This window comes from Myroides sp. TSA_177.3, from assembly GCF_052691955.1.
Genome location: NZ_JBQZGD010000025.1, coordinates 13,608 through 32,112, shown reverse-complemented (window position 1 = coordinate 32,112; position 18,505 = coordinate 13,608). Strand labels below are relative to the sequence as shown.

The 18,505-nt window shown below is 34.1% G+C and carries 16 protein-coding genes; 9 read left to right on the top strand and 7 right to left on the bottom strand.

Annotated elements, in window-relative coordinates:
* Nucleotides 1-291 precede the first annotated feature (291 nt).
* The 3 genes from ACUTSE_RS16250 (at nt 292) to ACUTSE_RS16240 (ending at nt 5,840) form a co-directional block, all read left to right on the top strand.
* Nucleotides 292-1,167 carry a hypothetical protein gene (locus ACUTSE_RS16250; RefSeq protein WP_259189060.1) on the top strand — a complete coding sequence of 292 codons (876 nt, stop codon included), beginning with the start codon at nt 292-294 and terminating at the stop codon, nt 1,165-1,167.
* Nucleotides 1,151-2,524, top strand: a complete 1,374-nt coding sequence (locus ACUTSE_RS16245) for a peptidylprolyl isomerase (RefSeq protein ID WP_445640986.1) — start codon at nt 1,151-1,153, stop codon at nt 2,522-2,524. The genes ACUTSE_RS16250 and ACUTSE_RS16245 overlap by 17 nt, the downstream gene beginning before the upstream one ends.
* 553 nt (nt 2,525-3,077) lie before the next feature.
* Nucleotides 3,078-5,840 (top strand): bifunctional aconitate hydratase 2/2-methylisocitrate dehydratase, encoded by a 2,763-nt coding sequence (locus ACUTSE_RS16240; protein WP_002986566.1) that lies wholly within the window; start codon nt 3,078-3,080, stop codon nt 5,838-5,840.
* An 89-nt stretch (nt 5,841-5,929) separates the two neighbouring features.
* On the opposite strand, the gene ACUTSE_RS16235 is transcribed toward ACUTSE_RS16240, so the two are convergent.
* Nucleotides 5,930-6,394: an OsmC family protein gene (locus ACUTSE_RS16235; RefSeq protein WP_445640985.1), complete on the bottom strand. Its 465-nt coding sequence runs from the start codon at nt 6,392-6,394 to the stop codon at nt 5,930-5,932.
* A 78-nt stretch (nt 6,395-6,472) separates the two neighbouring features.
* Nucleotides 6,473-7,042 (bottom strand): hypothetical protein, encoded by a 570-nt coding sequence (locus ACUTSE_RS16230; RefSeq protein WP_445640984.1) that lies wholly within the window; start codon nt 7,040-7,042, stop codon nt 6,473-6,475.
* 288 nt (nt 7,043-7,330) lie between these two features.
* Here ACUTSE_RS16230 and ACUTSE_RS16225 point away from each other — a divergent pair, with 288 nt between their 5' ends.
* Nucleotides 7,331-9,592 carry an aconitate hydratase gene (locus tag ACUTSE_RS16225; protein ID WP_445640983.1) on the top strand — a complete coding sequence of 754 codons (2,262 nt, stop codon included), beginning with the start codon at nt 7,331-7,333 and terminating at the stop codon, nt 9,590-9,592.
* Nucleotides 9,593-10,102: 510 nt separating this feature from the next.
* Here ACUTSE_RS16225 and ACUTSE_RS16220 read toward each other — a convergent pair.
* Nucleotides 10,103-10,996 carry a LysR substrate-binding domain-containing protein gene (locus ACUTSE_RS16220; protein WP_445640982.1) on the bottom strand — a complete coding sequence of 298 codons (894 nt, stop codon included), beginning with the start codon at nt 10,994-10,996 and terminating at the stop codon, nt 10,103-10,105.
* Nucleotides 10,997-11,090: 94 nt separating this feature from the next.
* On the opposite strand from ACUTSE_RS16220, the gene ACUTSE_RS16215 reads away from it, so the two are divergent.
* The 3 genes from ACUTSE_RS16215 to ACUTSE_RS16205 all read left to right on the top strand — a co-directional run bounded on the left by ACUTSE_RS16215 (nt 11,091) and on the right by ACUTSE_RS16205 (nt 14,395).
* Nucleotides 11,091-12,311: an MFS transporter gene (locus ACUTSE_RS16215; protein WP_445640981.1), complete on the top strand. Its 1,221-nt coding sequence runs from the start codon at nt 11,091-11,093 to the stop codon at nt 12,309-12,311.
* 75 nt (nt 12,312-12,386) lie between these two features.
* The gene (locus ACUTSE_RS16210) at nt 12,387-13,703 is read left to right on the top strand and encodes a solute carrier family 23 protein (RefSeq protein ID WP_445640980.1); all 1,317 of its coding nucleotides are present in this window, start codon (nt 12,387-12,389) and stop codon (nt 13,701-13,703) included.
* Nucleotides 13,704-13,816: 113 nt separating this feature from the next.
* On the top strand, nt 13,817-14,395 hold the full coding sequence (locus ACUTSE_RS16205; RefSeq protein WP_002986550.1) for a TlpA family protein disulfide reductase: 579 nt from the start codon (nt 13,817-13,819) through the stop codon (nt 14,393-14,395).
* 49 nt (nt 14,396-14,444) lie between these two features.
* Here ACUTSE_RS16205 and ACUTSE_RS16200 read toward each other — a convergent pair whose 3' ends face one another.
* From ACUTSE_RS16200 to ACUTSE_RS16190, 3 genes are all read right to left on the bottom strand, one after another.
* On the bottom strand, nt 14,445-15,245 hold the full coding sequence (locus tag ACUTSE_RS16200) for a hypothetical protein (protein ID WP_445640979.1): 801 nt from the start codon (nt 15,243-15,245) through the stop codon (nt 14,445-14,447).
* Between the two features lie 163 nt (nt 15,246-15,408).
* Entirely contained in the window at nt 15,409-16,032 is a 624-nt protein-coding gene (locus ACUTSE_RS16195; RefSeq protein ID WP_445640978.1) for an HD domain-containing protein, read from the bottom strand.
* Between the two features lie 52 nt (nt 16,033-16,084).
* The gene (locus ACUTSE_RS16190; protein WP_445640977.1) at nt 16,085-16,462 is read right to left on the bottom strand and encodes a VOC family protein; all 378 of its coding nucleotides are present in this window, start codon (nt 16,460-16,462) and stop codon (nt 16,085-16,087) included.
* Nucleotides 16,463-16,671: 209 nt separating this feature from the next.
* Here ACUTSE_RS16190 and ACUTSE_RS16185 point away from each other — a divergent pair, with 209 nt between their 5' ends.
* The gene (locus tag ACUTSE_RS16185; protein WP_002986538.1) at nt 16,672-16,911 is read left to right on the top strand and encodes a hypothetical protein; all 240 of its coding nucleotides are present in this window, start codon (nt 16,672-16,674) and stop codon (nt 16,909-16,911) included.
* 37 nt (nt 16,912-16,948) lie between these two features.
* Here ACUTSE_RS16185 and ACUTSE_RS16180 read toward each other — a convergent pair whose 3' ends face one another.
* Nucleotides 16,949-17,332, bottom strand: coding sequence for a hypothetical protein (locus ACUTSE_RS16180; protein ID WP_353103237.1), 384 nt, complete (start codon nt 17,330-17,332; stop codon nt 16,949-16,951).
* Between the two features lie 279 nt (nt 17,333-17,611).
* Here ACUTSE_RS16180 and ACUTSE_RS16175 point away from each other — a divergent pair, with 279 nt between their 5' ends.
* Nucleotides 17,612-18,460, top strand: coding sequence for a helix-turn-helix domain-containing protein (locus ACUTSE_RS16175; protein ID WP_445640976.1), 849 nt, complete (start codon nt 17,612-17,614; stop codon nt 18,458-18,460).
* The last annotated feature ends 45 nt before the right edge of the window (nt 18,461-18,505 follow it).

The window sequence follows — 18,505 nt, the reverse complement described above, 5'->3', positions numbered from 1 at the left end:
ATAATAATGAATCGCAATCGTTTCTTTAAGGTATAGTTTCTTTAGTAAAAAGAAGAGCTAAACGAATTGGGACAAAGGAATTAACGGAAGCTAAGAAAGGGAAATTCGATTGAAAAAACTAAATAGAATGTTAATCCTTAAGGTAAATAAATGAGGTATTAGTAATATTGTTAATTACGTTTTTTAACTCGTTTATTTAAGCGTATTTTGATTCGTTTTTTTAAAAATAATCCCATTTATGGCTTATAAATGTTATTTTTGTTAGCGAATAAGAAATATAAAGTATAGGTAATGAAGTATAGAGAAATTAGATACATCAAATATAGCGTTGTTTTACTAGCGGTACTTTTGGGCTATACTAGTTGTGACAAGCAAAAGAAACTCGATGGAGATAAATATGTCGCTCGAGTGGATAATAAATATTTAGAACGTTCTTCTTTGCAGAGTATCGTGCCCCCACAAAGTACAGTGAAGGACAGTATTGCAATGGTGGAATTATTCATCAATAAATGGGCCACTAAACAGCTGTTAATGGATGCTGCAGAGTTTAATTTATCCGATGAAAAGAAGAAAGAGATAGATGAGTTAGTTGCTAATTTTAAATCGGAATTACTCATTAAAGGATATCTGGAAAAATTAGTACAACAATCGATTGATACGGTTGTTCGAGCAAGTGACCTCAAAACGTATTATGATCAAGTGAAACAAGGATTTCGAGTAGATGATATGTTGGTCAAACTTTCTTATGTCAATATATTAAATTCCAATACGCATTTTAATAAGGTGAAGAGTGGATTTAATGGAGGGAAGGAGATCAAGTATGAATTGCTAGATCAACTGTCCTTACAAATGAAATCATATGTCTTGAATGATTCATTATGGGTGAATGTCTCTCAAATCTATGAGAAATTACCTTTTATTAATGCAGAAAATAGAGAACAATATTTAAAAAATAATACCTATTTCGAGGTTAAGGATGAAAATAGTACGTACTTTGTGCGTATCAATCAAGTTTTGAAAAAAGGAGATATGGTTCCTTATTCCTATTTAGAACCCTCATTGCGATTGATGGTTTTAAATAATCGAAAAATGGAATTACTAAAACAGATAGAAGAAGATATTTTAAAAGATGCAAAAAAAGATAAAAATTATGAAATTTATCAGTAAGAAGGTGCTGTTTGCACTAGGACTATCATGTGTGATGATAGGCGGTATGCAAGCGCAAAATCCGGCGGGAAAGAGAAAAATTGACGGGGTAGTTGGGGTAGTTGGAGATTATGTAATCTTAGAATCCGAAATTGATAAAACCTTGTTGGAGCTAAAAGCACAGCGTATTCCTATTGATAATTTGTCAAAATGTGATTTATTTGAGCGTTTATTAGAAGATAAATTATATGCCCACCAAGCGGTTCAAGATAGTATCGAAGTGAACGATGCAGAAGTAACTGGATTTATGAATGATCAGATCAACAGAATGGTGGAAGAAGTTGGTGGAATTGATCGTATTTTAGGGTTTTACAACAAAAAAACAGAGGAAGAATTTAGAGATTATTTCTTTGATATTGTAAAGCAAAATAAATTAACTCAAGCAATGCAAAAACACATTGTTGAGAAAGTAACGATTACACCAGAAGAGGTAAGACAGTTCTTTAAGGCTATTCCAGAGGATGAAAGACCGACAGTAGGAGATGAGGTAGAAATTGCAGAAATTGTAGTAAAACCTGAAATTTCAAAAGAACAAAAGCAAAAAGTAATTGACCGTTTAAACGAAATGCGTAGTGACGTATTAGACAATGGTGCTAGTTTCTTCAGTAAAGCAGTTTTATTTACGGATGATAAAGGTTCAGCGGCTAATGGTGGATTTTATTCCATTACGAAAAAATCCCCTTTTGCTAAAGAGTTTAAAGAGGTTGCTTTTACTTTAGCTGAGGGAGAAATATCAGCTCCTTTCGAAACGGAGTTTGGATTCCACATCATCTACTTAGAGAAGATTAGAGGACAACATTTAGATGTTCGCCATATTTTATTGGTTCCTAAACCTACAGAGCAAGCGTTGGAAGATGCTAAGAAAAAGTTAGAAGGCATTCGCGAGAAAATTGTAAACAATGAAATTACATTTGCTGAAGCAGCAGCAGCGTCTTCTGATGATAAGGATACAAAACAAAATGGTGGAGTTTTAAGAGATCCAATGACCATGGACCCTCGTTTTGACCTAAATAAAATGGAAGATAGAGAATTGTATTTCTTAGTTAATTCACTTAAAGAAAAAGAAATCTCTCCTGTGGCGTTAAAAACGGATTATAGAGATCAAAAAAGCTATCGTATTGTAACCATCAATAAGAAAATTGCTTCGCATAAAATCGACTTTGTTGACGATTATACGAAGGTAAAGAACATGGCTTTGAACAAAAAACAAGAAGGTGAGCTTCAAAAATGGATTACAAAGAAGATAAATGATGCCTATATTAACATTCAAGGGGAATATAGAGACTGCAAATTCCATAATAATTGGCTCAAAAAATAAGAAAATAATAATCTAAACGATTGAAAACGACATTTTAGCAATAGACTAAAATGTCGTTTTTTTATTAAATAGGAATGAAAAGTTGAAATATCTTAAAATTATAAGGTAAAAAATAATTTATTTCAGATTAATTGATTAGAAACGCTAAAAGTATTGTTGTTTTTTCATCAAAGTAGAATGTTTATAAATAATAATTTTTGGATTTGAGGGAAATATTAAAAACTTTTGAAAATTAATTAGATTGATTAAATTTGCGACGACAAAAAATAAAATACAAGTCAAATACTCTTTCGAAGTAGAAGATTGTAAGTTTTGATTTTATCAGCTGAAGAACAAATGATAGGAATACCAGAAGTATTATAAAGTACTTTACTAGATGTTTTTAGAGGCTGTAAAAGAAGAAGCAATTAGGCTGATTCAACAGAAGAAATTTACAACCAACAGATTGGAGAGAGAAGAAGTACAAGTGAAAAAATAACTAATACAAAATAATCAGTTATGGGGAAGAGGAGATCTTTGATTTTCAACAACCTGTAAGTAATAGATCTGAATTATGAGCTTTTATAAGGATTACATCAACGAGATTGAAGAAAGAAAAAATCAAGGACTTAACCCTAAGCCAATTGATGGAGCTGAGCTATTAAGTGAAATTATAGCACAGATTAAAGATACAGAGAATGCACACCGTGCAGAATCTCTTAAGCTTTTTATTTATAACGTTTTACCTGGTACAACTAGTGCTGCTGGGGTTAAAGCTAAATTTTTAAAAGAAATCATCTTAGGTGAGGCTGTGGTAAATGAAATTACACCTGCTTTTGCTTTTGAATTATTATCACACATGAAGGGTGGACCTTCTATCGAGGTGTTATTAGATTTAGCTTTAGGAAATGACGTAGCAATCGCTCAAGAGGCTGCTAAAGTATTGAAAACACAAGTGTACTTGTACGAAGCTGATACAGATCGTTTAAAAGAAGCGTTTTTAAGCGGTAATGCTGTAGCAAAAGATATCGTAGAAAGTTATGCAAAAGCAGAGTTCTTTACGAAATTACCTGAAGTAGATGAGAAAATTGAAGTAGTTACTTTCATCGCTGGTGAAGGAGATATTTCAACAGATTTACTTTCTCCAGGAAACCAAGCGCACTCTCGTGCAGATCGTGAACTTCACGGATTATGTATGATTAGTACAGAAGCACAACAACAAATCAAAGCTTTACAAGAATTACATCCAGGTAAAAAAGTGATGTTAATTGCTGAAAAAGGAACGATGGGAGTTGGATCTTCAAGAATGTCAGGAGTAAATAACGTGGCACTTTGGACAGGTAAACAAGCAAGTCCATATGTTCCATTCGTAAACATTGCTCCAATTGTTGCAGGTACAAACGGAATTTCTCCAATTTTCTTAACTACAGTTGACGTAACTGGAGGTATTGGAATTGACTTGAAAAACTGGGTGAAAAAAACAGATGCTGCTGGTGAAGTAGTTCGCAATGAAAAAGGAGAGCCAGTATTAGAAGAAGTTTATTCTGTAGCTACAGGTACTGTATTGACAATTAATACAAAAACAAAAAAATTATACAACGGAGATCAAGAGTTAATCGATATTTCGAAAGCTTTAACTCCACAAAAAATGGAATTTATCAAAGCTGGTGGATCTTATGCTATCGTATTTGGTAAAAAAATCCAAACATTCGCTGCAAAATTATTAGGAATGGAAGCTCCTGTAGTTTTTGCTCCTTCTAAAGAAATCTCTGTTGAAGGACAAGGATTAACAGCAGTTGAAAAAATCTTCAATAGAAATGCAGTTGGAGTAACAAACGGAAAAGTATTACATGCAGGTTCTGACGTTCGCGTAGAAGTGAATATCGTAGGATCACAGGATACAACTGGATTGATGACTGCTCAGGAGTTAGAAGCAATGGCAGCAACTGTTATTTCTCCTATCGTTGATGGAGCTTACCAATCAGGATGTCATACAGCATCAGTTTGGGATAAAAAAGCACAAGCAAATATCCCGAAATTGATGAAATTCATGAACGATTTCGGTTTAATTACTGCACGTGACCCTAAAGGAGAATACCATTCAATGACGGACGTTATCCACAAAGTATTGAACGATATTACTGTGGACGAATGGGCTATCATCATCGGAGGGGATTCACATACTAGAATGTCTAAAGGGGTTGCTTTTGGAGCAGATTCAGGAACAGTAGCTTTAGCGTTAGCAACAGGTGAGGCTTCAATGCCAATTCCAGAGTCTGTAAAAGTTACGTTTAAAGGAAGCATGAAAGAACACATGGATTTCCGTGACGTAGTACACGCAACTCAATCACAAATGTTGAAACAATTTGGAGGTGAAAACGTGTTCCAAGGTAGAATTATCGAAGTTCATATCGGTACTTTACTTGCAGATCAAGCATTTACATTCACAGACTGGACAGCTGAAATGAAAGCAAAAGCGTCTATCTGTATTTCACAAGATGATACTTTAATCGAATCATTGGAAATTGCGAAAAGCCGTATCCAAATCATGATCGATAAAGGAATGGATAACAAAAACCAAGTGTTACAAGGGTTAATCAACAAAGCAAACAAGCGTATTGAAGAAATTAGAACAGGTGATAAACCTGCTTTAATGCCAGATGCAAATGCAAAATACTATGCTGAGGTTGTAGTTGATCTTGATATCATTGAAGAACCAATGATTGCTGATCCAGATGTAAACAATGATGACGTTTCTAAACGCTATACACACGATACAATTAGAGAGCTTTCTTTCTATGGTGGAGATAAAAAAGTAGATTTAGGTTTCGTAGGTTCATGTATGGTTCACAAAGATGACTTGAAAATTGTTTCTCAAATGTTGAAAAACATTGAAAAACAAACAGGTGCGGTGAAATTTAATGCACCACTTGTTGTGGCAGCACCAACATACAACATCATTGATGAGTTAAAAGCAGAAGGAGATTGGGAATACTTACAAAAATATTCTGGTTTCGAATTCAGTGACCTTTTACCGAAAAACAATGCACGTACTGAATATGAAAACATCATGTATTTAGAGCGTCCTGGTTGTAACTTATGTATGGGTAACCAAGAGAAAGCAGCAAAAGGAGATACGGTAATGGCTACATCAACGCGTTTATTCCAAGGACGTGTAGTAGAAGATTCAGAACGCAAAAAAGGAGAATCTTTATTAGCTTCTACTCCAGTAGTTGTTCTTTCTGCGATTTTAGGTAGAGTTCCAACAATGGAAGAATATAAAGCTTCTGTAGAAGGAATTAACTTGACAAAGTTTAAACCAATTTCGACAAAATAATTAGAATAGTATTTATAAAAAAAGCGAGGTAGTCTGTGTAGATTACCTCGCTTTTTTATAGTGTATTAGCTTTTAATCAAACATGTACTTTAATTAAAGCATTGTGCCTGATGTTCTATTTCAAAATTGCAAGAATTAGCAATAAAACAAAGTTTATTGGCTTGAATATGAAGTTGTAGGGCTAATTCTTTTTGCGATTCATCTTTGATGCGTACTATCGGATTTAAAACTACTTTGGTTATACGTCCACTACCATCAGCATTTAGTATCAATGTAGCTTCCGAATTATCTTCATAAGCAAGCACTTCTATATTGTGTTGTTGGCATATATATAAATACGACATCATATGACACGATGTAAGAGCACTCAACAGTAAGTCTTCTGGATTTAGTAATGCAGGATCTCCTTTAAAAGCTTTGGCAGCTGAAATAGATAAAATATCTTTTCCTTCTATTTTGATGGTATGGCTTTTGGCATATACCTTTATGTTTTGCTCTTTCACTTTGTCCGTAGCCACCCAATTTAGGGCTGCTTTAAAAAGATGTTTGTACATAATAAATGTCTTAAGCGAGGTTGTGTATATTGGTTTAAGTGTTGAAATAAGAGATGAAGATGATAGTATAGATCGTTTTTATATTATAATTGTACCTATAAAAAAGAAAGTCATTCTCGCATTTTCTATAAATTCTTCAATAGTAGTTTTTTTAGTAGCATTTTTATTATATAGTTCAAAGTAATATTCTGTTGGATTTGCCATTCCCATTCTAAATAACCAAAAAACAAATCTCTTTGTTTGAGGATTTGGATTCAGTTCTTTTAATTCTTTTACACAACAGATAACTAAACTATCATTCCTTATTAGATTATAAAAAACTTTTTGCTTTTGAGTTAAAGTATCTAGCTCAGCTTGAGTTTTTTTAGATGTTTCTTTTCCAAATACAATATCAGGGTTAAAAATTCCTAATTTGAAAATATTTTCATATTTAGGATTATCTAATTGAAGGTTCAAATATTTTTCATCAAATTTATAGGTACCATTCTTAAGTTTGCTTATTTCTCCATTAAATCGAACATAATCATGTAGTTTATAATTTTGAGACTTGAAAGTTTGTTTTGCAAATCTATATTTATCACTTTCACTCTTTCCAAGTAATAGTTGGATATTACATAAGAACAAAATTGTTAAGAGTAGTACTCTCATATAACAGGATATAACGTTTATTTACTAGGTTAGGATAGGAATTAATGCTGAGAATTAAATCTACATAACCACAACCTATTGATAGACAAATTTATAAAAAATACTTAACTAATCACCTTTTGAGATATCGTCCTTAAACATTGCATTAAAGTATTCCTCATAAATTTAATTCATTTAAGTGGAATCATTTTAAATACAGTGTTTTAACATTTGTATAGAACTTATTAGAGGTAAAAAACTGTAAATTGTTTTGAAATTTTAATTCATATAAATAAAAGAATTGTTATTATGGCTTTTGATATCGAAATGATTAAAAAAGTGTATGAAAAGATGCCAGATCGCGTGGCGAAAGCACGTGAATTAGTTGGACGTCCTTTGACACTTACAGAGAAAATTTTATATACACACTTATGGGAGGGAATGCCTACGCAAACTTTCGAACGCGGAAATGATTATGTAGATTTCGCTCCGGATCGCGTAGCCTGTCAAGATGCAACAGCACAGATGGCGTTATTGCAATTTATGCATGCTGGAAAAGAAAAGGTAGCCGTGCCTACTACGGTGCACTGTGACCACTTGATCCAAGCAAAAGTTGGAGCTGCAACCGATTTAAAAGTAGCAGAAACACAATCTTCAGAAGTGTTTAATTTTCTATCTTCTGTATCAAATAAATATGGAATTGGATTCTGGAAACCAGGAGCTGGAATTATCCACCAAATTGTTTTAGAAAATTATGCTTTCCCAGGTGGATTGATGATTGGAACGGATTCACATACGGTAAACGCGGGTGGATTGGGAATGTTAGCTATCGGAGTTGGAGGAGCAGATGCTGTAGACGTTATGTCGGGTATGGCTTGGGAATTGAAGTTCCCAAAATTAATCGGAGTGAAGTTAACCGGAAAATTAAACGGATGGACGGCACCGAAAGATGTGATTTTAAAAGTAGCAGATATTCTTACAGTAAAAGGCGGAACTGGAGCTATTGTTGAATACTTCGGAGAAGGGGCTTTATCGATGTCTTGTACAGGAAAAGGAACCATCTGTAATATGGGAGCTGAAATCGGAGCGACAACTTCGACTTTCGGATATGACGATTCAATGCGTCGTTATTTAGCAGCTACAGGACGCCAAGATGTAGTGGATGCGGCAGATAAAGTAGCGGAACACTTAACAGCAGATGCTGCAGTATATGCAAACCCAGAGCAATACTTTGACCAATTAATCGAAATTAACTTATCGGAATTAGAACCACATATCAACGGACCTTTCACACCAGATAGAGGAACACCTGTATCAAAAATGAGAGAAGATGCAGAGAAAAATGGCTGGCCGTTAAAAGTAGAGTGGGGATTAATCGGATCTTGTACAAACTCTTCGTATGAAGATATGTCAAGAGCAGCTTCGATTGTTGAACAAGCTGTTAAAAATGGAATTACACCTAAAGCTGAATTTGGAATTAATCCAGGATCAGAGCAAATTCGCTATACTATTGAACGTGATGGAATCATCGAGACGTTTGAAAAAATGGGAACTAAAGTATTTACAAATGCTTGCGGACCTTGTATTGGACAATGGGATCGCGAAGGAGCAGATAAGGGAGAAAAGAATACAATTGTACACTCGTTTAACCGTAACTTCTCTAAACGCGCTGATGGGAATCCAAATACCCATGCTTTTGTTACTTCTCCAGAAATGGTAGCTGCTTTAGCTATTGCAGGAGATTTGGGATTCAACCCAATTACAGATACATTAATCAATGACGAAGGGCAAGAAGTAAAATTACTTCCTCCGACAGGAGATGAATTGCCAACAAGAGGATTTGATGTAGAAGACCCAGGATACCAAGCACCAGCCGCAGATGGTTCAAGTGTTGAGGTAATTGTCTCTCCAACATCTAGTCGCCTTCAGTTGTTAGAGCCGTTTACTCCTTGGAATGGACAAAATATTACAGGAGCTAAATTATTGATTAAAGCTTTTGGAAAATGTACAACGGATCACATCTCTATGGCAGGCCCATGGTTGCGTTTCCGCGGTCACCTAGACAATATTTCAGACAACATGTTGATTGGTGCTGAAAATGCATTCAATCACTTAACGAATAAAGTAAAAAACCAATTGACAGGAGCATATGATGCAGTACCTGCTGTACAACGCGCATATAAAGCAGCTGGAATCCCTTCTATTGTTGTGGGAGACCAAAACTATGGAGAAGGATCTTCTCGTGAACATGCGGCTATGGAACCTCGTCATTTAGGGGTTACTGCAGTATTAGTGAAATCATTTGCTCGTATTCACGAAACAAACTTGAAAAAACAAGGAATGTTAGCTCTTACGTTTGCAAATGAAGCAGATTATGACAAAGTACAAGAAGATGATACCATCAACTTCTTAGACTTAACTGAATTTGCTCCTGGGAAACAATTACACTTAGAATTTGTTCATGCAGACGGATCTAAGGATGTAATTGCAACCAATCATACCTATAATGCGAGTCAAGTGAATTGGTTTAAAGCAGGATCTGCTTTGAATTTAATTGCAGCTGGTAAATAGCGTATTGGAGATTGGAAATCGAAACGCAGTGTAGATTCATCGAACACGAAAACAAATATAAAATTTGTGAGATAAATGGGAAGTTGGAAATTTGACTAACCGATTCTCAACTAAGAATATATATCAAATAAAAAAAGCGAAAGATAAACTCTTTCGCTTTTTTTATTATTAGTTGCTTATTGGTTTATATAGTTAAGGGTTAGAAGTTAAGGGTTAGAAGTTAAGGGTTAGAAGTTAAGGGTTAGAAGTTAAGGGTTAGAAGTTAAGGGTTAGAAGTTAAGGGTTAGAAGTTAAGGGTTAGAAGTTAAGGGTTAGTAGTTAAGGGTTAGAAGTTAAGGGTTAGAAGTTAAGGGTTAGAAGTTAAGGGTTAGAAGTTAAGGGTTAGAAGTTAAGGGTTAGAAGTTAAGGGTTAGAAGTTAAGGGTTAGAAGTTAAGGGTTAGAAGTTAAGGGGTAGAAGTTAAGGGGTATCAGTTAATCCCTTTTCCAATTTCTACTTTCCAATCTCCAACTTAAAGTTGGTTGTATTCCTCTTTATCCTCCGCTTTTAATAAATCAATAAAATAAATAGCTGCTTTCTTTTGGTAGCTGTCTTTTAAGCGCAAGGTTACCGCTTCTCTTCTCATGTTCTTACCTCGAATAGGAATGGCACATAAATCTTTTTCACCATGTACAGTCGCTAGGGTTAGAATCGTTTGAAAAGCTCCAGTACGCACTAAATCGACAATTGTAGCCGTATAGTTCACTTCTACAGTTACATTTGGGTGAATTTTGTATTTTTCAAATTGACGATCTAAGAAGTCGCGGGTACTGAATCCTTTGACAGGAAGTGCTAAAGTCAATTGCTCCACTTCTTTAAGGCCAATACTCTCCTTCGTTGCTAAAGGACTCGTTGCAGCTACAATAACGGCCATATCTGAACTCATAATGGGTTCGTGCACAAGTTCATCACTGTGTTTGCCTTCATAAAACGTCAAGGCGAAATCAATCTCTTGTTTAAGCAAAGCGTCAATTAATTCTGTTGTCGTTCCAAAAGTCACTTGCAATTTGATTTTAGGAAATTGCGCAATGAAATTTTTAAACGCATTAATAACGATAGATTTGAGTCCCCAAGTCAAACCAATACTCAACGTACCTGTGTTCACTTGCTTTAAATCATCGAGGATGAGTTTACCATCATTGGAAGCTTGGATACTCTTTTCTGCATATGTTGCAAAGAGTTCGCCTGCTTCAGTAATAGAGACGCGTTTACCAATGCGATCAAATAGGGGAATACCCAATTCATCTTCCAGTTGCTTAATCTGTTGAGATAATGTGCTCTGTGTAATGTAAAGCTCTTTTGCTGCTTCCGTAAAATTGAGCAGTTCTTTGGCTTTTAAAAAGTATTTGAGTTGTCTTAGTTCCATGGGTTAATCGGTTTTATCGATTGATGTTATAGAAAAATACCGTTTTACAAATTTAGAACTTAAGCTTAACTTTACTTCAAATATCAAGATAAAAATGGCAACAACCGCTTATATTGACTTTAGCGAAGCAGAAAAAGCAGTCAAAGGTAGTGTGCGCTATAAGCGAATCAAATGGGGCATCTTTTTAATAGGCGTATCTGTATTTGCCCAATTGTATAACTACCAACCGCTCTTGTCAGAAATTACGCAATTTTTTGCTGTAACTCCAGCTGAAAGTAGTTATTTGGTTTCAGCCTCTACCTTTGGGATGGCTATTGGGTTACTATTGTTCGCTTTTATTGCAGATCGTTATCCTCGTAAAGATATCATGTTATTTTCTCTGGTGACTTCGACCTTGTTGACGTTGCTTTCCGTTTTTGTATATGATTTTGCACTACTGATTAATATTAACTTTTTAAAGGGGATTTGTATCTCTGGAGTATCAGCGGTTACGTTGGCTTATTTAGCAGAAGAAATCGATTCTAAATCCATCGGAACGGCGATTAGTTTTTATCTTGCCGGAAATACCTTTGGAGGAATGTTTGGGCGTATTATTGCCGCTTTAGTCAGTGGATGGTTCAATTGGCAAATTGCAGTGCTTACCATTGGCTTGCTTGCTTTTAGTATTGCCATTGTATTTTACTATCTCTTTCCAGAATCTCAATTTTTTCAACCTCAAAAAGTAAAATTCAATAAGAAAATGCGTCAGATGCAAAGCATCTTTCGAAATAAAAAAATCTTAGCCATGTATGTGGTAGGGATTTGTTTGATGGGAACTTTCGTCAGTATTTATAATTATTTAGGTTTCAAATTAGAAGCACCACCCTATAGTTTACCTCATTATATTATTGCTTTAATTTTCTTGATGTATGCCTTTGGTATTGTCGGTAATTTAGTTGCTGGACGCTTATCTGATCGCTATGCAGCCAAAAATATCTTATTATTAGCCTTGGGATTATTGTTGTTGGGATTAGGGTTGATGTATATAGCGAATTTAGTAGTCATCTTATTGGGCTTGACCATTTTTACGGTTGCTTTTTTTAGCGGGCATACCATCGCCAGTCGTGTGGTAACTCAATTGGGAGGCAAGGCGAAAAGTTCAGCGACTGCTTTGTATTGGTTCTTTTACTATATGGGATCTACATTAATTGGAAGTTCAACTGGTTTTTTTATCAACAACGATAATTGGGGCGGATTCTTTATTACCCTTGTAATTTTAGCTTCTCTAGCTTTGCTATCTACTTATGCAACAACGAGAAGTAGAACTGCTAAATAGAAGTATACGCTGTTATTGTTTCCGTTTTGTGTGAAAATGCTCTATTTTCGTACCTGTTTTTAAATAAATAACAACATGAACGAAAGTACAGATCAAAACATTGTATTGGCTATTGATGAAAAACCCAAATTAGGGCAATGGTTATTGTTGAGTATTCAACATCTATTTGCCATGTTTGGGGCGACGGTATTAGTACCTACTTTAACGGGAATGGATCCTGCCATTGCGTTGATATCAAGTGGGATAGGTACTCTGGTTTTTATCGCCATTACGAGAGGAAAAGTCCCTTCTTATTTAGGATCTTCTTTCGCTTTTATTAATCCCATCATTGCTATTAAGGCAATGGAACAAGTAACCACAAATGATGTACCTGTGGGAAGTTTCTTAGTAGGAAGCTTTTTGGTAGGTGTGGTATATTCATTAGTAGCACTTTTAATTGCTAAAGCAGGTACCAATTGGTTGATGAAATTACTACCTCCTATTGTAGTGGGGCCTGTGATTATGGTGATTGGTTTGGGCTTGGCGAGTACAGCTGTTGGTATGATTACCAATAATCCATCAAATGAATATGATATTACCTATGTATCCATTGGTTTAGTTACTTTGGCTATTACCATTATAGCGGCTATTTTTACCAGAGGTTTTTTGAGTGTTATTCCTGTTTTAGTTGGAATTATTGGAGGGTATGTGTTTTCAGCTAGTATAGGAGTTGTCAACTTTGCGCCCGTGATGGAAGCTGCTTGGTTTCAGGTGCCTAATTTTACCATTCCTTTTGTAGATTATACACCAACTGTAACCCTATATGTTGTATTTGTGATGCTACCTGTGGCGATTGTACCTATCGCGGAACACATCGGGCATCAATTGGTATTGAGTAAAGTAGTCAATAAAGATTTAATCAAGGACCCAGGACTAGATCGTTCTATGTTAGGGGATGGAGTAGCTACGATGTTAGCGTCTTTAATTGGCGGACCACCTAATACAACCTATGGAGAAAATATAGGGGTATTAGCTATCACGCGTGCTTTTAGTATTTATGTATTCATTGGAGCCGCTTGTTTTGCTATTTTATTTGGATTTTGTGGAAAAATAACAGCTTTGTTAGCTACTATACCTTCTCCTGTAATGGGCGGAGTATCAATTTTGTTGTTTGGAATTATTGCTTCAAGTGGTTTGCGTATGTTAGTAGAGAATAATGTGGATTTTAAAGTAAAACGCAATTTAATTATCTCTTCTGTCATCTTAATCATTGGAATAGGGGGTGCAGCGATCCATATAGGTGATTTAATGTCTATTGAGGGGATGGCTTTGGCTTCCATTATTGGTATTATTTTAAATATTGTATTGCCAGGAAGGAAAGAAATTACCTTTGATGATATGTTTAAGGAATAATATTGTGAATATATTAAATAAAAAAGGTTAAAAATTATTAAAAATAAAATTAATAATTTTTATTTGGCAGTATGGGTGTAAATTTTATATATTTATGCTAAATAAATTTAGGTATGTTTAATAAAGGAGAAAAAAAGAAAAAAGGGTGGATAGGCAATCTGGTTTTTATCCTTATTCTTTTTGTGCTGTTATTCACTCCATTGGGGACAACGTTTAAGGTTTGGGTGAATCGACTAATAGCGATGAGTCCCAGTTTAGAGAAGCAAGAAGATGTTGAGCAGGTAAGCTTGGACGGTTGGACTTTATTAGATGAAGAAGGTCGTGTATTTGATATAAACCAAACAAAAGGAAAAGTTGTTATCTTGAATTTTTGGGCTACTTGGTGTCCTCCTTGTATTGCAGAAAAACCTAGTTTTCAAGCCTTATATGATGATTATAAAAATAGCGTTGTCTTCTTATTTGTTACAACAGATACTCCTGAGAAAGTAAAAGCGTTTAAAGAGAAACATGGATATACCTTACCGAGTTACTTTCAACAAGATGGGCCACCAGCGGCTTTATATTCTACTTCATTACCCGCTTCTTATGTCATAGATAAACACGGGAATATCGTAGTGAAAAAATTCAGAGCTGCAGATTGGAATAGCTCCAAATTTAGAGTAACATTGGACGAGTTAATTCAAGCAAAATAAAAGAAAAAGTCTTTGGTTTCCCAAAGACTTTTTTTTGTTGATCTATTAGTTAAATCACTTTTTGTAAGGTGATAATTACTTTATAAGTACTTTGTTCAACAAAGACTAAGTAATCAACACCTCCATAATTAAACGTATATTTGTTTTTGTATATACCTGAGGAACTTATAGTTGAACAAACCTCTAAAGTTTCTTTATTGAAAATTAATTCATCTGCAAAGTGGTTATCATTAAAAGGTAAATACACCCATGGAGCAGGTAATCCTGTACTGCTATTAACATCATAAGGGAAATTTAATTTTACTCGTTCATTTGCCACAATAGGAGTATTGTTGTCAAGTACAGAGAAATCATAGAAGAAAAGTTTACCACGTTTGGTTAGTTCACTTTTCTCTGAACTCGTAATGATAGGGTTTGAAAAACTAAAAAGATTAGGACCAGACATTATAGCAGTATTAGGAACAGGTAAAAAGGAAGAAATGAGATGAGAAGAATATGGTTTTATAATCAGTTCATCTGCGGGTACATAATTTCCATATACTTGACCACCTGTGCCTAAGATATTAAACATTGAGCCGTTTCCATAGTAGTTTCCGTCATTAATGTGAAAGCCAATTCCAAAATTCGGAGTGACATAAAAATAATAATCTGTTTCATTAATAAAATAATAATCAATTTGATTATGCTCAATATTTGATCCAGACCCATAGAAATTATAAGGGGATTCATAACCAATGTTGGAATCTGAGGTTTGGATGCTTTTATCCAATTGCGTTGATGTTGATGAGGCATCATCTTTTGAGCAAGATAGTAATGTTAATGTTAAACATGCTAATAAAACTTTTTTCATAATTAAATAGTTTAAAAGATTAGTTAGTTAAATTTAACAAAAAATAATTTAACAAATATGATTGTTTTATTTTTAATAGTGATTAATGCCTAAATAATCATTATATTTTTATTTTTTTAAAGTTAAAACAGTTTATTTAAGGTTTTTTGAAATGGAGAGATAATTATAAAAGATTAATTTCTCTTGCTATATTCAGTCGAGCTTGATTTTCGTATTTTGACTTGAAATAAGGAGTGTTAAATATAGTCTCAAAGGTTAAAAAATGAGTAAGTGCTTTTTTTCTACCTTGGTTATATATATCATCAGGGTAAATGGCATATTCTTTTCTGATATTTTGATAATAAGTTTTGTATTGCTCCCAATCCTTCCCTAAAATACTAAGATCTGCATCCAAAAAGTAATTGGTGTCTGAATTTGTCGATTTTTGATGTTGCTTAGTTGCTACTATTTGATTGAAAATTAAGTCTATTTTTGATTCTGGTAGTTGAAGAATGGTTAATCTTTCTTTTGCAAGTTGAGCACTTTGTTCTTCATTATCTTGAGCACGGGCATCATAGATGATATCATGATAAAAAACAGAGAATAAGATTGCCTCCCAATCGTTTATTTCAGCACGTATCTCATTTAACTCCTCTAGTATATTGTTGAGATGGCTTAAGTTGTGATAATATCGCCCAGCTGTTTCGTATTGCTTTTTTATTTCAAGCCAATAGGATTGAATTAAATTTTGATCTGTTGAATATTGACCAACGATGTGTTGGAATTCAAGTTGAAGAGAAGTATACATATTGATTGGGTTAGTAGAAATAAGTAAAGCGTGGAATAAAAAAATAATACCCTTAGATGTTATGTGCAATTCTCCAAAGTACCCCAGAAGGGTCAATGAGAACAAAATCACGCATTTTCCATGCTCGATCTTCAGGATCTGTCAAAGTAAAAGTAAAGGTACGGTGTAGATTTAATTCTTGTATGTGGGTATGCCAATCATCTGCATTTTCTACATGTAAATGGAGCATGGTGTTTTCTGCCCACTCTTTGGTATAAAAATTCTGTAAAAAGAATTTGGTCTGCCCTAGTGCAAATAGACATAGTTGTTCATCTTGCCACAAAATTTCGAAACCCAAAGCGGTGTAAAAAGCTAGGGAAGTTTGAAAATCCTTTGCCGGAATAAAACTCTTTAGTTCTATTGTTTTTAAGTTGAAAGAAGACATGTTCATCGATGCTAACAATTAGAAAATAAAGATAGTTTTTTTATGTATTGAATATAAGGATGAAAGATAATTGGTCGACAAAATTATAAGAAAACGTGATTTCATTCGATAATAAGGTTCATTTGAGAAGCTAAACTGTCTGCCTACCGTAGCTAAATTAGTTTATCTGCTTAATTTTTAGTATCTTACAAGAATATCATTTAAAATTTAAAAATATGACCTCAAATGAGATTTTTGAGCTAGATACCACTAGCATTTGCGAATTAGTTGGAAAAAGGTTTATGGTTTCGTATAAAGAAGAACGCAATGGAAAAGTAGAATCTGTAAGTAGAGATAAAAAATTAATTGCGTTAGATTATACAGATAAACAACAAGTCAATCATTATATTTTTAGTGATGGTATGCAGCACTTTAAAGTGCCTCATGCTCAATTAGTAACAATGACTCAATTGTAAAATAATAAAAAAGGCTCGTATATACGAGCCTTTTTTATTATTTTATGGGTTTAATTATTATTGGATCTGGTGTTATTGGGTCTCCTATACCAATATAAGAAGAGTATTCAATATCAAGTATTCTTACATTAGGATAAAAACGAGAAAGTTCACCATATTGGCAGATTTGATCTGAAACTTGTTGAACAATAGTATATAAAATACCCGTAGGTGGTGTGCCATAAATGGTTTGGTATATTTCTACTGTAAATTTCTTGTACTTTGGATTCCTATGATCTGTAATTCGGTGGCCATTACTGTCACAAGTATAGAACTCATATCGAAACCAGCCTGATATATCAGGTTTTGGTGCTGGTTTATCATACTGTGCAAAAGCACTAAAAGACAAGAATAAAGTCAATACTAAAAATAAATTTTTCATAATCGTATAAATTAAAAATTGGTTAACCTAATTTAAGAATAAATACGTGTTTTTATTAAAATAAGTCTGATTGTTAACTATTTAGGAGGTTTTTCTGTACTTGTTGTTAAACTTGTTTTTAGGATAATAGTAGAGAAATAAGGAAAGATAGAAAGTCTAATAGCATTGATTTAATAAAGGCATTTTATTTTTTTAAAACTTTATCTTTGTTCTTATTTAGTAGACAAACTGCAGGAAGTGGAAATCAAATACTGCAGGGTGAACTCATCTAAAGTACTCATGAAGACAAAAGCAAAAGTTGTTCAAGTTCAGCAAAGTGATAAAAATATACCCATTGAATTTTACAGAATCGAGGAGAGTATTGATCTGTTTGAATTTGAGGGGCATTATCAGTACGACTTTTATCAAATCTATTGGTTTGTGGCTGTCGATTCCCCTCAAGAACACGAAATAGATTTTATATCCTATCCGATTAAACCCCAAGAAATTTGGATTATTTATCCAGGTCAGGTTCACCATTTTGATCCGCGCTTCAGTAGAGGTTATTGCTTAGCTATTGATAAACATTACTTTCACAGTGTCTTGTTTAAAGAAGCCAAACAGCAATTTTTTACGGGGCATAACCAGTTGAAATTCGAGGTAACTGCTGAAGAAAGTTTACGCTTAGAATATCTGCATTTGTTGATTGAAATTGAATTCAATACGCATCAACGACCAACCGTTTTGGAACAGTATTTACAATTGTATATTGTTCATTTACAGGATTTACCCCTAATAGCAGAAAAGCATATTGTATTAGATGAACGCATGCATAAATTATTGCAACTCATAGAAGAACATTATATTACGCAGCGAAAAAACGAGTTTTATGCGGATCAAGTTGCGCTCTCTGTCAAGCGAATGAATGAAATTTTATATCAGGCTATTGGGAAGACATTAAAACAACAGCTACAAGAGCGTTTAGCACTGGAAGCAAAGCGATTAGTAGGCTATAGCGAAGAGAATATTCAAACGATAGCTGATACATTAAATTTCTCTGACGTCTCCTATTTCAATCGTTTTTTTAAGAAACTCACACATCAAACTCCCAAAGATTTTAGAGCCCAGGTGAAAAAAGTCCAAGGATAAGTCCTATTAGGATAAGTTTTACTCTTTAACCTCGATGTATTTTTG

What these genes read in the sequence shown, in the direction of transcription:
- ACUTSE_RS16250 (WP_259189060.1), top strand. Translation starts at nt 292, where the DNA reads ATGAAGTATAGAGAAATTAGATACATCAAATATAGCGTTGTTTTACTA.
- ACUTSE_RS16245 (WP_445640986.1), top strand. Translation starts at nt 1,151, where the DNA reads ATGAAATTTATCAGTAAGAAGGTGCTGTTTGCACTAGGACTATCATGT.
- ACUTSE_RS16240 (WP_002986566.1), top strand. Translation starts at nt 3,078, where the DNA reads ATGAGCTTTTATAAGGATTACATCAACGAGATTGAAGAAAGAAAAAAT.
- ACUTSE_RS16235 (WP_445640985.1), bottom strand. Translation starts at nt 6,394, where the DNA reads ATGTACAAACATCTTTTTAAAGCAGCCCTAAATTGGGTGGCTACGGAC.
- ACUTSE_RS16230 (WP_445640984.1), bottom strand. Translation starts at nt 7,042, where the DNA reads ATGAGAGTACTACTCTTAACAATTTTGTTCTTATGTAATATCCAACTA.
- ACUTSE_RS16225 (WP_445640983.1), top strand. Translation starts at nt 7,331, where the DNA reads ATGGCTTTTGATATCGAAATGATTAAAAAAGTGTATGAAAAGATGCCA.
- ACUTSE_RS16220 (WP_445640982.1), bottom strand. Translation starts at nt 10,996, where the DNA reads ATGGAACTAAGACAACTCAAATACTTTTTAAAAGCCAAAGAACTGCTC.
- ACUTSE_RS16215 (WP_445640981.1), top strand. Translation starts at nt 11,091, where the DNA reads ATGGCAACAACCGCTTATATTGACTTTAGCGAAGCAGAAAAAGCAGTC.
- ACUTSE_RS16210 (WP_445640980.1), top strand. Translation starts at nt 12,387, where the DNA reads ATGAACGAAAGTACAGATCAAAACATTGTATTGGCTATTGATGAAAAA.
- ACUTSE_RS16205 (WP_002986550.1), top strand. Translation starts at nt 13,817, where the DNA reads ATGTTTAATAAAGGAGAAAAAAAGAAAAAAGGGTGGATAGGCAATCTG.
- ACUTSE_RS16200 (WP_445640979.1), bottom strand. Translation starts at nt 15,245, where the DNA reads ATGAAAAAAGTTTTATTAGCATGTTTAACATTAACATTACTATCTTGC.
- ACUTSE_RS16195 (WP_445640978.1), bottom strand. Translation starts at nt 16,032, where the DNA reads ATGTATACTTCTCTTCAACTTGAATTCCAACACATCGTTGGTCAATAT.
- ACUTSE_RS16190 (WP_445640977.1), bottom strand. Translation starts at nt 16,462, where the DNA reads ATGAACATGTCTTCTTTCAACTTAAAAACAATAGAACTAAAGAGTTTT.
- ACUTSE_RS16185 (WP_002986538.1), top strand. Translation starts at nt 16,672, where the DNA reads ATGACCTCAAATGAGATTTTTGAGCTAGATACCACTAGCATTTGCGAA.
- ACUTSE_RS16180 (WP_353103237.1), bottom strand. Translation starts at nt 17,332, where the DNA reads ATGAAAAATTTATTTTTAGTATTGACTTTATTCTTGTCTTTTAGTGCT.
- ACUTSE_RS16175 (WP_445640976.1), top strand. Translation starts at nt 17,612, where the DNA reads ATGAAGACAAAAGCAAAAGTTGTTCAAGTTCAGCAAAGTGATAAAAAT.